At 64.5% G+C, this 14,248-nt stretch carries 10 protein-coding genes; 7 read left to right on the forward strand and 3 right to left on the reverse strand.

The window, feature by feature from the left end; all coding sequences use genetic code 11:
- The first annotated feature begins 351 nt into the window (after positions 1-351).
- From QRM60_RS18605 to QRM60_RS18630, 6 genes are all read left to right on the forward strand, one after another.
- A complete protein-coding gene (locus tag QRM60_RS18605) occupies positions 352-2,730 on the forward strand; it encodes a TonB-dependent receptor (protein ID WP_285446812.1) in 2,379 nt (792 codons plus the stop codon).
- Positions 2,731-3,586: 856 nt separating this feature from the next.
- A complete protein-coding gene (locus tag QRM60_RS18610; RefSeq protein WP_285446813.1) occupies positions 3,587-5,302 on the forward strand; it encodes a S8 family peptidase in 1,716 nt (571 codons plus the stop codon).
- 1 nt (position 5,303) lies between these two features.
- Positions 5,304-5,924 carry a hypothetical protein gene (locus QRM60_RS18615; RefSeq protein ID WP_285446814.1) on the forward strand — a complete coding sequence of 207 codons (621 nt, stop codon included), beginning with the start codon at positions 5,304-5,306 and terminating at the stop codon, positions 5,922-5,924.
- Positions 5,925-6,102: 178 nt separating this feature from the next.
- The gene (locus tag QRM60_RS18620; RefSeq protein WP_285446815.1) at positions 6,103-7,881 is read left to right on the forward strand and encodes a S8 family peptidase; all 1,779 of its coding nucleotides are present in this window, start codon (positions 6,103-6,105) and stop codon (positions 7,879-7,881) included.
- 156 nt (positions 7,882-8,037) lie between these two features.
- Positions 8,038-9,855 (forward strand): S8 family serine peptidase, encoded by a 1,818-nt coding sequence (locus QRM60_RS18625; RefSeq protein WP_285446816.1) that lies wholly within the window; start codon positions 8,038-8,040, stop codon positions 9,853-9,855.
- Position 9,856: 1 nt separating this feature from the next.
- The gene (locus tag QRM60_RS18630; RefSeq protein WP_228419035.1) at positions 9,857-10,450 is read left to right on the forward strand and encodes a hypothetical protein; all 594 of its coding nucleotides are present in this window, start codon (positions 9,857-9,859) and stop codon (positions 10,448-10,450) included.
- A gap of 69 nt (positions 10,451-10,519) precedes the next feature.
- Here the strand turns inward: QRM60_RS18630 and QRM60_RS18635 are convergent, their stop codons facing one another.
- Both QRM60_RS18635 and QRM60_RS18640 read right to left on the reverse strand, forming a co-directional pair.
- The gene (locus QRM60_RS18635; protein WP_285446817.1) at positions 10,520-11,551 is read right to left on the reverse strand and encodes an aldo/keto reductase; all 1,032 of its coding nucleotides are present in this window, start codon (positions 11,549-11,551) and stop codon (positions 10,520-10,522) included.
- 24 nt (positions 11,552-11,575) lie between these two features.
- Positions 11,576-12,784: an MFS transporter gene (locus QRM60_RS18640; RefSeq protein WP_042598212.1), complete on the reverse strand. Its 1,209-nt coding sequence runs from the start codon at positions 12,782-12,784 to the stop codon at positions 11,576-11,578.
- A 98-nt stretch (positions 12,785-12,882) separates the two neighbouring features.
- Between QRM60_RS18640 and QRM60_RS18645 the strand changes: the two genes are divergently transcribed.
- Entirely contained in the window at positions 12,883-13,803 is a 921-nt protein-coding gene (locus tag QRM60_RS18645; RefSeq protein WP_115577355.1) for a LysR family transcriptional regulator, read from the forward strand.
- Between the two features lie 155 nt (positions 13,804-13,958).
- Here QRM60_RS18645 and QRM60_RS18650 read toward each other — a convergent pair whose 3' ends face one another.
- Positions 13,959-14,168: a hypothetical protein gene (locus QRM60_RS18650; protein ID WP_012437859.1), complete on the reverse strand. Its 210-nt coding sequence runs from the start codon at positions 14,166-14,168 to the stop codon at positions 13,959-13,961.
- Between the last annotated feature and the right edge of the window lie 80 nt (positions 14,169-14,248).

Consider the following 14,248-nt stretch of genomic DNA (forward strand, 5'->3'; position numbering starts at 1 on the left):
CCGTGTTGGCACGCCATACCTGCCGGGGGGTGGCAGGTCGCGCAACACTGCGCGCCTGTGCGACAGCAATGCCGCACGCCTCACGCTAAGCACGCGCTTGCAAAACATGTGTGAATGCATTGCACACGCTGCGTTGATCTTTCGGTGCCAACGCATGCGGTATTCGCGTGCATCGAGGCGCTTGACGCGGCGCACAACAGCTTTTGTCGGCGACTCCGTTAGAACAGCAACGCAGCATGCGTTGGCATGTTGCAGGCGCCAGTTCCGTCATGTGCGGCTGGTCACCTTTCAGGCGGCATGCCGGCCCCCGCCGCATTGCCCGCCTCTTTGCTGCCACCCAGGAGAGCACCCATGACCTCATCCATGCCCCGCTACGCACTGTCGCTTGCGATCGGCGCCCTGCTTGCACCGCTAGCACACGCGCAAACCGCATCCCCGGACGCAGGCAAGCAAGACGCCACCACGCTGGACGCGGTGATTGTCAGCGGCACGGCCCGCTTCAAGGGCCTGGCCAAGCGCGATGCGAGTTTTTCGATCACCACCGCCAGCCCCGAACAGATTCAGCAAGCGGTGCCGCAAAGCACGGCGGATCTGTTGAAGATCGTGCCGGGCGTGTGGGCCGAGCCCAGCGGTGGCGGCACCGGTGCGAACATCTTCGTGCGCGGCATGCCCTCCGAAGGCGACGCGCCGTTCGTGACCATGCAGCTGGACGGCTCGCCCCTATTTCCGCCGCCGACCTTATCGTTCCTGGAAAACTCCACGCTCTTTCGTGTCGATGACACAGTCGAGCGGATGGAGGTGCTGCGCGGCGGCTCCAGCCCGATCTTCTCCAACGGCCAGCCCGGCCTCACCGTCAATTTCATTCAGAAAAAAGGCCAGGACGAACCCGAAGGCAGCGTGCGCCTGACCGGCGGCAACAATGCGCTGCGTCGCATCGATGTGTTCAACAGCGGGCCGATGGGCAACGGCTGGTACTACAGCATCGGCGGTTTCTTCCGTGAAACCGATGGCGTGCGCGACCCACAGTTTTCCGCCGACAAGGGTGGCCAGTTCAGTGCCACCTTGAGCAAGCGCTGGGACAGCGGCGAGCTGTCGTTCTATGCACGCCACACCGACGACAACAACGCCTTCTACACCGCGATTCCGCTGCTCTCGCGCAACAATGGCAATGACTTGTCCAGCTTCCCAGGTTTGAACGCACAGACCGGCACCCTGCTCGGCCGCGACTTCCGCAATGTGGATCTGCTGGTCGGCCCGAACGGCGAAACCATCCAGCGCGATCTGGCCGACGGGCGCGGCGTCAATATCGATGTATTCGGTGGCGAATTGAACTGGGATGCGGGCGGCTGGACGGTTGCTGATCGCTTCAACGTGATGGCGGGCACCGCGCCCACCTATGCCCTGTTCACCGGCGATGCACCGCAGCGGCTGGGCGACTTCATTGCCGGCTACGGCACCACCGGCAGTGGCAGATTCACCAACGGCGGCGGCGCGGTCGACCCCAACCAGCAAGTGCTGGAAGCCGGCTGGTGGTCGGTGGACAAACGTTTGAACTCCTTCACCAACGATCTGCGCCTGAGCAGGGAGTTGTTCGCCGGCAACACGCTCACCGTGGGCGCGTACTACGCCAAGTATTCCTCCGCAGACACCTGGTACCTGGGCAACACCATGTTGCTCACCGCGCAGAACAACGCGCGCCGCATCGATGTGGACCTGGCAGACGGGCGCCAGGCCACGCGTCAAGGATTTACCAGCACCGCGTTCCTCAATCTGCGCGCCAACTACGACGGCGAGAACATCGCCGCCTTTGTTGCCGACGAATGGGAACTCAGCGAGCGCCTGCGCCTGGACCTGGGTGCACGCTACGAGCGCCAGAGCGTCACCGGTGACGTGCACGACACCGCCACCGTGGACCTGGATGGCAACCCGGCCACTGTGTACGACAACGCCACCTCGCTGGCGTTGGCCAGCACCCGCCGCATCGACCAGGACGATGAAGCCTTCTCGTGGACGGCCGGCCTGAACTTCAGACTCAACGACAACAACAGCCTGTTCGCGCGCGCCAACTCCGGGGTCAAGTTTCCCGGCTTCGACAATCTGCGCGATGGCCAGACCCGCGTGCAGGACGTGGACCAGTACGAGCTCGGGCTGAAGTCCGGCGCCAGCAATTACGACCTATATCTCACCGCGTTCTACAACACCTTCAAGAATTCGCCGTTCCAGGCGTTTCTGGCCAATGGCGAGAATTTCACCGCGGTGGGCGACTCGCGCGCACGCGGCCTGGAAGTGGAAGTCGCCATCCGCCCGTTCGGCGGCTTCGAGCTGGCGGGCACCGGCGTGTGGCTGGATGCGAAATACCGCAACTACCGCGAATTTACCGGCAACCAGGTGATGCGTCAGCCCAAGCGCCAGTTCCGCGCGACGCCCAGCTATTACTGGATGCTGCCGTTCGGCGACCTCAAGGTATTCGCCACCTATTCCTACATCGGTGATCGCTTCGCAGACCTGGCCAATCGCCAGCGCCTGCCGTCCTACGACATGGTGGACATCGGCGCCAACCTGCACGTGGGCGACCACTGGGAAGTCACGGCCAGCGGCAGCAATGTGACCGACACCCTGGGCTTGACCGAAGGCAATGTGCGTGTACCTGGCGCTGCGACCGGCGGCGTGTTCATGGGCCGCCCGATTGCCGGGCGCCAGTACCAGATGTCGGTGGCGTATCGCTGGTAGGCAACCGACGGTCGCGTTACGCGCGTCAGCCCAAAGCTGTCGCGCGATGAGTGCGTAGGCGCATACGAGGCCTCTATAAGTGCCTTGCGAAACACAGGCGCTAGGCACGCCTGTGTTTTGCCTGCTGGTGAGGTGTGCCGTCGTCGCGCCAATTCCACACCGCCACTTGCTACACCAGCACACAGCGCTCGAAATGCGAATTAAAACCGCGCATCGCCATTGCTTGTACTTATCGCAACCGCACAAAGCAGCGCGCACCAAGGCGATTTAACGCCTGCAAACTTCGCATTGGCGACGTAACCCGACGTGACTGACATAAAGTGCGTGGCCGGTCACGCGCGATGCCACATGTGCACGCCTTGCAGCCAAGGTCTGACCCACTTTTAATCAAGGTGCTGCCGGTGCCTTCGCATCGCCAGCGTCGGCTGCGCAACTGCGCACAGGGGAGCCGATCGAGGACCAGCCGCATCCATCGTCAAACACGCGGATGCGTTTTTCCGGCTCTTTCGGGACACATGGACATGATGCCTGTCGCTGCCTTCCTGCCTTCGCCCTATTCCAACAAACCCCACCGAATGCCCGGCGTGCAGCCAGCACGCCCCCGCGCCGCATAGGCGCGGCTGCTGCCGCATGCGGTAAGCACCGCAACCCCATGCCATAGACACAGGTTCCACAGCAGCAGGCCTGACGGCCCGCCTGCGCGATGGAGTTTGCGCTGGCCGAGTTTGATCGGTCGGACGGGTGCCTGTGCCACTTCGACTGTGTCACCCCTCCACTGGAGTCAAACCGAATGCAACTACATCGCAGGCGATACCTTGCGCTGGTGATCAGCGCGTTGGTGATCGGAACTCCCCCCATGCTGGCCACGGCCGCACAGCCGGCAAGCACTGCACGTGCCAGCGCCGCAGGCGACCCGCTGTATCGCTACCAATGGCATCTCTCCAACCAGGGGCAGCCGGTGATTGGCGACAGCCGTCCCGTGCCCGGCGTCGACATGGATGTAGATCTCCTGCATGCACTGGGCATTCGCGGCCGCGGCGTGCGCGTGGGCGTGGTGGATGACGGCCTGGAGATTGGCCACGAAGATCTCGCAGGCAACATCATCCCGAATGGGTCGCACAATTTCGGCAATGGCTCGCACGATCCCACGCCCAGTGACCCGGGCTTTGGTCACGGCACTTCGGTGGCGGGCATCATCGCTGCGGTTGGCTGGAATGGCCGTGGCGGTCGCGGCGTTGCACCCGAGGCCTTGCTGGCCGGATTCGATTTCCTGGGCAGCGATTCTGCCGGAAGTTATGCCGAGGTCCGCTATTCCTGGGGTGATGGGCCGGAGGCGCGCAATCTCGATGTCTTCAATAACAGCTGGGGCTCGGCGCCGGACTTCTACCCCGACGTTTCATTGGAAGAGCGTCAGTCCTGGGAAGCGCTGATGCGCTCGACACGCGGCGGGCTGGGCGGCATCTACATCAAGTCGGCCGGCAACAGCTTCAGGCGTGTTCGCGCCCGCGACGCCGAAGGCAGGATCGTCAATCTCTGCAGCGACCTGTCACGCACGTTGAATGTCGGTTGCCTGCTCACCAACGTGGACCCACTCAGCAATATGCCCGCCACCGTCGTCGTCGCCAGCGTGGACGCCACCGGCAAGCGGGCCTCGTACTCGTCATCCGGTTCGGCGTTGTGGATCTCCGGTCTGGGCGGTGAGTTCGGCTACCAGCGCAAGTTCTATCCCAATGCGGCCCAGGTTTTCGCGCCTGAAACCGCGCCCTTCGCCTACGATCCGGCCATCGTCACCACCGATCTCAGCGGTTGCAACGCGGGTGACAACGTGGATGGCACCACGGTGGAAAACGCACTGACCGGCAGCACGTCAAGGATCGACGCGTCGTGCAACTACAGCGCACTGATGAACGGCACATCTGCGGCGGCGCCAACCGTCTCCGGTGTTGCAGCGCTCATCCTCGGTGCCAACCCCAGCCTGACTGCGCGCGATGTCAAATACATCCTGGCCAAGACCGCGCGCCAGATCGATCCCTGGCAGCCCGCATCGGTCTACCAGGGCAGCGTGATCGACCCTGGCTGGATCACCAACGCCGCCGGACATCATTTCAGCAACTGGTATGGCTTCGGCCTGGCCGACGGCGCCGCAGCCGTCTATGAAGCGACCTACTTCAAGCCGCTGCCGCCAGTGCGCGATACGCAATGGGTTGCCTCCACCGCAGCTGCAAGCCAGATCGGTGGACCGGCGCGACCGGCCAAGCAACGCATCCGCATCACCCGGGCAATGAAGGTGGAAGCGGTGCAACTGTCGTTGGCCACCACCCACCGCACGCCGGCCAATCTACGCGTGGTGCTGGAGTCGCCGAGCGGCACGCGAAGCTACGTGATGACGCCGTTCTCGCTGCTGGATGCCGATGCCTACGCACAGACCGGCTTCTACATCGACCTCACGTCCAGCAATGCGTTTCTGGATGAGAGAGCGCAAGGCGTGCGGACGCTGGAGATCACCGACATGAGCGAGCCGACCACCACGGCGGCGTTACAGAACTTCAAACTTCGTATCCTGGGGCACTGACATGAAGACCACGCTTGTTCTCTCTGCACTTCTCGTTTCCTTCGGTGCGTGCGGCATCACGCAGGCCGCGCAGTTCATGGACGCGCAGGCGCTAGGTGCCGCGGCAACCGGCGAACGTTTTACCTCTGGTCCGGACACCTACCGCATGCTGCCAGGAACGGTGGTGCTTGACCCACTACCGGCCGAGTTTGCAGATGGCGCGGCATCGCCGGCTGCGAGAAATCGTGCCACTCCCGTTGCGGCGCGGCCCACTGGAACGGTGGCCGCGCGGATCGGCCCTTATGCGGTGGTCCTGGACACGCCGGCCGGCGCTGCGCGCAGCGGGTCGCGATCAGCCTCCGGCACGGAGCGACCACTCGCCGCAGCAGTGAACGAGCGCAACGGGCGCGTGGTGCTGGTGAGGTCACAGCTGAAACTCGCCGGCACCACACAAGCTAATGCCACCTCGCTGGCGCGCAACTCCGGGGGCACCATCGTCTATACATCGACCGTGGATAACAGCGCGGTAATCGCCTATCCCTCGGTAGAAAAGGCACAACAGGCGCTGGCTCGCCTGCAGGCCAACAGTGGCGGCGCGCAGCTCTCGCTCGTGGTGGCGCAATCGATCATGCAACCGATGTGAGTGCAGGCTGGCTGCCGGCTGATGCTGGCGGCCAGCCTTTCGGGCGCACAGGCTGCGCTGCTAGATCCGGCCCGCCTGACAGGTGCGACGCGCGATGTCAGCGGCCGTGTGTAGCACGCGCGGCCACGGACAACACCACCTGTCAACGCCATTCCGCTTCCGTTTGGAGATCATTGCAATGACCCTATTTGGTAGACGACATCTTGCGATATCAATCAGTACAACGCTAATCGCTTTGGCAGCTTTTGCAGCACACGCAGCCCCACCTGGTAACACGGCCAGCGGCGTGGCAGGCGATCCACTACTGCGTTACCAGTGGCACGTGTTGAACCAGGGCCAGGCGGTTATCGGCGACAGCCGCCCGGTTGCAGGAGTGGACATGGATGTGGACATCCTCCACGCGCTAGGTATCCGCGGCAAACACGTGCGCATCGGCGTGGTGGATAGCGGTCTGGAGATCAGGCATGAAGACCTGGCGGCGAATGTCATCCCGAACGGCTCGTACAATTTCATGGATGGCTCGACTGATCCCACTCCCTCAGGGCCGGGCTACGATCACGGCACGCAGGTCGCAGGTATCGTCGCCGCGGTTGGTTGGAACGGGCGCGGCGGGCGCGGTATTGCACCCGAGGCCTCGCTTGCGGGGTTTGCGTTTGGCGAAGCATCTTCGGTGACAGACGCGGGCATTCGTTACGCCTGGGGAGATGGGCCGCAGTCCAGTGTCCTGGACGTGTTCAACTTTTCAATGGTGAACGTCACCCCGTTTTATCAGGACTTCCCGCTGCAAGACCAGCAATCGTGGGATGCATTGATGCAGTCCACCCGCAGTGGGCGCGGTGCGATTTATGTCAAATCGGCTGGCAACAGCTTTCTCAATTTGCGCGGACGCGACCAGGACGGAAATGTGATCGATGCCTGCGGCGACGCTGCGCGCGCCAACGGTGTCGGTTGCGGCCTGGCAAACCAGGACACCTTCAATAATCTGTTCGGCACGATCGCAGTCGCGAGCGTGAACGCGGTGGGCAAACGCGCCGCGTATTCGTCGCCTGGATCGGCGTTATGGATTTCCGGGCTTGGCGGGTTGATCGGCTACCAGCACGCGTTCTATCCCAACGCGGCTGAAGACATGGGCGCTACGGCGGCCCCATTTGTTTACGACCCCGCCATTGTCACGACCGATCTGAGCGGATGCACGGCGGGGTCGAACGCAGACCATGATGGGCCGGCCGAAAACGCGCTTGATACCAGCGCCTCGACGATCGACCCCGCATGTAACTACACCGCCACGTTCAGCGGCACCTCGGCCGCCGCCCCCACCGTGGCAGGGGTTGCTGCCCTGGTGCTCGGAGTCAACCCGGCGCTGAGCGCGCGTGACGTCAAGTACATCCTGGCAACCACCGCACGCCAGGTCGACCCGTGGCAGCCTCGCGCGGTGTATCAGGGCAGCGTGATCGACCCAGGGTGGATCACCAATGCGGCCGGGCATCATTTCAGCAACTGGTACGGCTTCGGCCTGGCCGATGGCGCCGCAGCCGTCTACAAGGCAACCAACTTCACGCCATTGCCTCCGCTGCGGGACACACAGTGGGTTGCCTCCACGGTTGCAGCGAGCAAGATCGGCGGCCCTGCACAGCCGGCGAAGCAGCGCATGCGCATCACGCAGGCCATGAAGGTGGAAGCAGTGCAACTGTCGCTTGCCACCACCCATCGCACGCCGGCCAATCTGCGCGTGGTACTGGAGTCGCCCAGTGGGACACGCAGCTATGTCATGACGCCATTCTCTGCGCTGGATGCAAGCGCGTATACCACGACCGGGTTCTATATCGACCTGACCTCCAGCAACGCGTTTCTCGACGAGAAGGCACAAGGCGTCTGGACACTGGAGGTCACCGACATGACCGAGCCGAGTACCACTGCATCGCTGCAGAATTTCAAGCTTCGCATTCTCGGGCACTGACAGAACACCATGCTCCTGGTGGCACCTGCTTTATCTGCCGTGTGCGGCCTCGCCAGTGCGGCGCATTGCGTGGCCATCGTGCGCTGACGCGGCCAGGGCCGGCGAGCGCATCACCTCTGTCTCACCTGCTGACCGTCTGCCTTTATAGGACTCAAGATGAAATCGACCTCACAGCGATTGACGCTGCCGTCTGCTGTCGTGCTTGCACTTTCGCTCATTGCAGGAACCGGCACTGTCAGCGCGCAACCGCCCGGTGACCACTTGGCAACGCCCACACCTGCCACGGCCAGTGACCCGCTGTTCCGCTACCAATGGCATCTGCTCAATCAAGGCCAACCGGTGTTCGGCGATGGCAGACCAGTGCCCGGCGTGGATCTGGACGTGGACATCCTGCACACGCTTGGCATCCGGGGTGCCGGTGTCAACGTAGCGGTGATCGATAACGGCCTGGAGATTGCGCACCCGGACCTGGTCGACAACATCCTGCCCAACGGTTCGCACAACTTTTTGGATGGGTCCAACGACCCCACTCCGCGCGCGGATGACATCGATGGGGATCATGGCACCGCGGTGGCAGGCATCATCGCTGCGCGAGGCTGGAACGGAATCGGCGGGCGCGGCATTGCACCGGAAGCGAAACTGGCCGGTTTCAACGCCGGCGACACCACCGATGGCAGTACCCAGTACGTCAACAACCGTTACGCGTGGGGAGACGGCCCAGAGGCACGCGCGATGGATGTGTTCAACAACAGCTTCGGCATCTCTGCTGCCTACTATCAATTCAGTGATCTTGACGAACAACGCTCCCTGGAAAAGCTGATGCAGGCCCAGCGCGGAGGCAAGGGCGGCATCTACGTCAAATCGTCGGGCAACGACTTCAATACGCTGACCGAGGTGGATGCACAGGGCAAGCTGATCGACCGCTGTAGCGACCAGACCCGGCAACTGGGCGTCGCCTGCAGTAGCGCCAATATCGACAACATCAACAGCCTGACGACCATGATTGTGGTCGGCGCAGTCAACGCCAACGGCGTGCGCGCCAGCTACGCATCGCCCGGTTCTGCGTTGTGGGTCTCGGGGCTTTCGGGCGAGTTCGGCTTCCAGCGCCGGTTCGATGCGCACCCGGAGACCTTCAAGGAGCTGTACGGAATCCTGCATGCGCAGGGACCGCAGCCGTTCTATTCGCCAGCGATTGTCACCACCGATTTGAGCGGCTGCACCGCTGGCAACAATCGCAACCGCACACGTGCGCCACAAAACGCCCTGGATACCAGCAGCTCCAAGATCGATGCATCGTGCAATTACACCGCACGCATGAACGGCACCTCTGCCTCCGCGCCCACCGTCGCCGGCGTTGCGGCCTTGATGCTAGGCGCCAACCCGCAACTGACCTTGCGCGACGTCAAATACATCCTGGCGACCACCGCCGTGCAGGTCGATCCCAACCAACCGAAGGTGCTCTACAACGGCAACGTGATCGAGCCCGGCTGGATCACCAACGCAGCCGGTCACCGTTTCAGCAACTGGTACGGATTCGGCCTGGTGGACGCGGCTGCGGCAGTGGAACGTGCCGTGCAGTTCACCTCGTTGCCTGCGATGCAAGACACCGAGTGGCAGGTGTACGCCGGGAACAGCAGCACCATTGGCGGTGCCGGGTCGCCCGCGCGATTGGCGATCGACGTCGGCCAGCAGTTCAAGGTGGAGGGCGTGCAACTGTACTTCTTGAGCACGCACAAGGATCCCCGCAACCTGCGCGCGGTCCTGGTTTCGCCCAGCGGCACCCGCAGCACCCTGATGACACCATTTTCCACGCTCGACAAAAGTGATGAGGGGCTGGTGGTGTTCCTGACCTCAAGCAATGCCTTCCTGGACGAGCCCTCGGCCGGGCGCTGGACGCTGGAGGTCGACGACATGCTCGCCGACAAGGGCAAGGAACAACTGGAGGAATTCGAAATGCGCGTGGTGGGTCACTGACATGAAGACATCCTTACTCACGCTGTTCGTTGTCGTTGCAGCCGGCGTCTGCGCTCCCGCATCGGCGCAGCTGGTCGACAGCAAACGCCTGCATGCTGCGGCGACTGGGCCGATCATCGCTGCAGGACGTAGCAGCTTCCGGCTGATCCCCGGCGCAGTGGTCAGGCTGGCCGACGGCGCGCCTGCAACGACCGCCGCACGCGCGGTGTCTGCGTCGCAAACCACCACTGACGCCCCGGTTGCACGCTTCGACCGCTACGCGATCTATCTCGATGCCGGCACGGCCGCACGCACGGCCGCCGTGGTTCCGACCGCGCAAGCCCCGCGTGTGGCCGCAGCGCTCGAAACCCGCAGCGGCCAACTGATCTTGCTGGGCGCCTCAATCAAGTTGTTCGATACCACGCCTGCGGTCGCGCGTGCCTTGGCAACACGCACGGGCGGCACGCTGGTCTATGCATCGGCCATCGATAGCAGCGCGATGATCCGCTACGACTCGGTGGCCAGCGCATTGGACAACTGCACACAGTTGCAGGGCAGCACAGGCGTGGGAGCGATCACGCCTGAAGTGATCCCGCGCGCGGCACGTCCGTTGTGATGCTGCGGCGCTGATGCGCGCCACGCTGTCGCCATCAGGCGGCAGCGTGGCTAATGGCCGGGCCCACTGCTACACCGGCAGCGGGCTGCGCTCTGCAAACTGCCCCCGCCAATACGGGTAGTACGGATACGGCGGCTCCACCGCACTCACCGCATCCAGGCGCGCGCGATGCTCGGGTGTCAATGTCCACCCCACCGCACCCAGGTTCTGCCGCAGCTGTGTTTCGTCGCGCGCGCCGATCAGCACCGTGCTCACCGTAGGCCGTTGCAGCAACCAGTTGATGGCGATCTGCGGCACGCTGCGCCCGGTGTCTTCGGCGATGGCGTCCAGCACGTCAACGATGTCGAACAGGCGTGCGTCGCTGATCGCCGGGCCGGCGGCGGCGGTGGCGTGCAGGCGGCTGCTGTCCGGCAACGGTTGGCCGCGCCGCAGTTTGCCGGTCAGGCGGCCCCACCCCAGCGGGCTCCACACCACCGCACCCACGCCCTGGTCGATGCCCAGCGGCATCAGTTCCCATTCGTAGTCGCGGCCAGCCAGCGAGTAATAGGTCTGGTTGGCAACGAAGCGGCTCCAGCCATGTTGCTCCGCCACCGCCAACGACTTCATCAACTGCCAGCCGGCGTAGTTCGACGCGCCCAGATACCGCACCTTTCCGGCGCGTATCAGATGGTCCAGCGTGGACAGGGTTTCTTCCATCGGCGTCATCGCATCGAATGCATGCAGCTGTAGCAGGTCGATGTAGTCGGTACGCAGGCGGCGCAGCGAGGCATCCACCGCACGCAGCAGGCGAAAGCGCGAGGCACCGGCATCGTTGGGCCCATCGCCCAGGCGCAAGCCGGTCTTGGTCGACAGGATCACCTGATCGCGGCGCCCCTGCAGCGCCTGGCCGAGGATCTCCTCGGAAGCACCATCCGAATACACGTCGGCGGTGTCGAACAGATTCACACCCACCTCCAGGCACAGATCGATCATGCGCTGCGCCTGCGCCACACCGGTATCGCCCCACGCCGAAAACAGCGGGCCCTTACCGCCAAACGTGCCTGCGCCGAATCCCAACACGGGCACCTTGAAACCGGAACGACCGAGAAAACGCGTTTCCATGCAGCACCTCCGTTAATGGATGTTTCAGCGCCCTTGTACGCAGCCGGCCGGCAGCGCGGCCTGGCGGCGCTGCAGCTGCACGCTCCATAGCGCAATGCCCAAGCCGAGCGCTGTGAGTGCCGCCGCCACCCACGGCGTGGCGACCAGGCCGGCACCGGAGGCGATCACCACCCCGCCCAGCCAGGCGCCGAGCGCATTGCCCAGATTGAAGGCGGCGATATTCAAGCTGGAGGCCAGGTTCTGCCCGGCGCCGCGGGCATGCTCGAGCACGCGCAATTGCAGCGGCGCCACCGTGGCAAACGCTGCCACGCCGAGCAGGCCGACAAAGGCGATCATGGCCGGCTTGCTGTGCAGCACCAGGCCCATGGCGCCCAGCACCACCACCAGTGCAGCCAACGTGCCCAACAAGGTCGCGGTCGGCCGGCGATCGGCCAGGCGCCCGCCCAGCAAGTTGCCCACGATCATGCCCACGCCAAACACCAGCAGCACCGGCGACACCGCCGCTTGCGCAAAGCCGGTCACCTGCACCAGCAGCGGCTGGATATAGGTGAACACCGCGAACACGCCGGCATAGCCAACCACCGTCATCGCCAGGGCCAGCAACACCTGGCCGCGCGCAAGCACGCGCACCTCCTGGCGCCAAGGCACCGGCGGCGCAGCCCCGGCCGCAGCAGGCACCCACAGCGCCACCGCGGCGGTAGCCAGCACGCCAATCACCGCTACCGCCCAGAAGGTGGCGCGCCAGCCCAGCTGCAGGCCCAGCCACGCACCGGCCGGCACGCCGAGCAGCGTCGCCACGGTCAGGCCGGCGAACATCAACGAGATGGCCGAGGCACGGCGTTCGGGCGCGACCAACGAGGTCGCCACCACCGCGCCAACACCGAAGAAGGTGCCGTGCGCCAGCGAGGTCAGCACCCGCGCGATCATCAGGCTGGTGTAGTCCGGCGCCAGCGCACAGGCAATATTGCCCAGTGTGAACACCAGCATCAGCGCCACCAGCACGGCCTTGCGCGGCCAGCGGGCACTGGCCAGCGTGAGTACCGGCGCGCCCACGAACACGCCCAGCGCGTAGCCGCTGATCAACAGGCCCGCCGCGGTCAGCGACACGCCCAGGTCGGCAGCCACTTGCTGCAGCAAGCCCATGATCACGAATTCGGTGGTGCCGATGCCGAACGCACCGATGGTCAGGGCCAACAGTGCGGGCGGCAGGCGGGACGTAGCAGGAGCAGACATGGCAGGAACCCGAAGAAACAGCGCACAGCCTGCGCCGGGTGATCCTCTGCAAAAACCCCTGTTATGCTGATTCACTTTCAATGCAACGTTGATAATGCATGGACCGTCTTGGCGACATCGCCCTGTTCCTGCGCGTGCTCGACCTGGGCTCGATCACCGCGGCCGCGCACAGCCTGGACCTCTCGGTGGCGGTGGCCAGCCAGCGCCTGAAGCGGCTGGAACGCGACCTTGGCGTGCGCCTGCTGCACCGAACCACCCGCCGTATGCATCCCACCGCGGAGGGCCAGCAACTGGCCGCACGCGGCCGCGTGTTGGTCGACGACCTGGACGCCCTGGCCGACGACCTGCGCGAGAGCGCACAGGATGTGGGCGGCACCTTGCGGGTCACGCTGTCGGCCTCGTTCGGGCAGCAGTACATCTCGCCGCTGCTGCCGGAATTCCAGGCGCGGCATCCGCGCCTGCGCATCAGCGCGCATCTCAGCGACGATCTGGTCGATCTGGTCAAGCAAGGCTTCGACCTGGCAATCAGAATCGGTCCGCTCGAAGATTCCGGGTTGGTGGCCAGGCGCATCGCTCCCAACCGCCGCACCCTCAGCGCCTCGCCCGCCTACCTGCAGCGCTACGGCACGCCACGCACGCCCGAAGAGCTGGCCCAGCATGCCGGCGTGCTGCTGATGGGCCGCGATGGGCGCCAGGATGTCTGGACCCTGCAAACCCCGGAAGGTGGCCAGGTGCGGGTGCGCATGCAGAGCCGTTTCGAAAGCAATTTTGGCGAACTGATGCGCGATGCGGTGATCGCCGGGCAAGGCATCGCAGTGCATTCGTACTGGCACATTGCCGAGGACCTGCGCGCCGGCCGCCTGGTCGAAGTGATGCCCGACTATCCGCCGCCCACCTCGCAGATCAGCGCGGTGATGCCGGCGCGGCAATTGCAGCCGCCCCGCGTGCGTGCGTTTGTGGACTTTCTGCTTGAACACTTCGGCGAGACCCCGCCATGGGAACTGCCAGCGGGCGCGTAAGGGCGCGTTGATCTGCCTGGAAGACACCTGCCGCGTTCGGCACCTGTGCCCCTGTTGGGCCTGCGTTCGGGCACATCACATCGGGTGGGCCATGCAGGGATGCCGCCACTGCGAGCACATCGGCAGTGCTTGCATCAATGCGCATAGACGCGCTGTCAGCGCGCGTTGCCCGCACGGTACAGGCGCTTGCGCAACCCGCGCCGCTGCACCTCGCTAAGCAAATGCCCATGCGTGTGCAACAGGCCAAGGATCTGCTGGTGCGCCAGCTGGGTGCGCCGTGCGAGCTCGGCCGTTGCCGCCAGCTCGATCGCTTTCCAGTCGGCAGGGGTTGCGGGATCTGCGGGGAGTGAACGCTTTGCGGCCATGAGGGGACGGGCACCAGGGATGCGCCGCATGATACGGGCTGCGCGTGAGCGCGCGATCAGCGCTGTGCGCCGCGTGCACT

Source organism: Xanthomonas sp. fls2-241-TYG-148 (genome assembly GCF_030208815.1).
GTDB classification, from domain to species: domain Bacteria; phylum Pseudomonadota; class Gammaproteobacteria; order Xanthomonadales; family Xanthomonadaceae; genus Xanthomonas; species Xanthomonas campestris.

Excerpts from the sequence above, each read along its gene's own strand:
- QRM60_RS18640 (WP_042598212.1), bottom strand. The coding sequence starts at position 12,784 with ATGTCTGCTCCTGCTACGTCCCGCCTGCCGCCCGCACTGTTGGCCCTG.
- QRM60_RS18605 (WP_285446812.1), top strand. The coding sequence starts at position 352 with ATGACCTCATCCATGCCCCGCTACGCACTGTCGCTTGCGATCGGCGCC.
- QRM60_RS18645 (WP_115577355.1), top strand. The coding sequence starts at position 12,883 with ATGGACCGTCTTGGCGACATCGCCCTGTTCCTGCGCGTGCTCGACCTG.
- QRM60_RS18610 (WP_285446813.1), top strand. The coding sequence starts at position 3,587 with ATGCTGGCCACGGCCGCACAGCCGGCAAGCACTGCACGTGCCAGCGCC.
- QRM60_RS18650 (WP_012437859.1), bottom strand. The coding sequence starts at position 14,168 with ATGGCCGCAAAGCGTTCACTCCCCGCAGATCCCGCAACCCCTGCCGAC.
- QRM60_RS18625 (WP_285446816.1), top strand. The coding sequence starts at position 8,038 with ATGAAATCGACCTCACAGCGATTGACGCTGCCGTCTGCTGTCGTGCTT.
- QRM60_RS18635 (WP_285446817.1), bottom strand. The coding sequence starts at position 11,551 with ATGGAAACGCGTTTTCTCGGTCGTTCCGGTTTCAAGGTGCCCGTGTTG.
- QRM60_RS18615 (WP_285446814.1), top strand. The coding sequence starts at position 5,304 with ATGAAGACCACGCTTGTTCTCTCTGCACTTCTCGTTTCCTTCGGTGCG.
- QRM60_RS18620 (WP_285446815.1), top strand. The coding sequence starts at position 6,103 with ATGACCCTATTTGGTAGACGACATCTTGCGATATCAATCAGTACAACG.
- QRM60_RS18630 (WP_228419035.1), top strand. The coding sequence starts at position 9,857 with ATGAAGACATCCTTACTCACGCTGTTCGTTGTCGTTGCAGCCGGCGTC.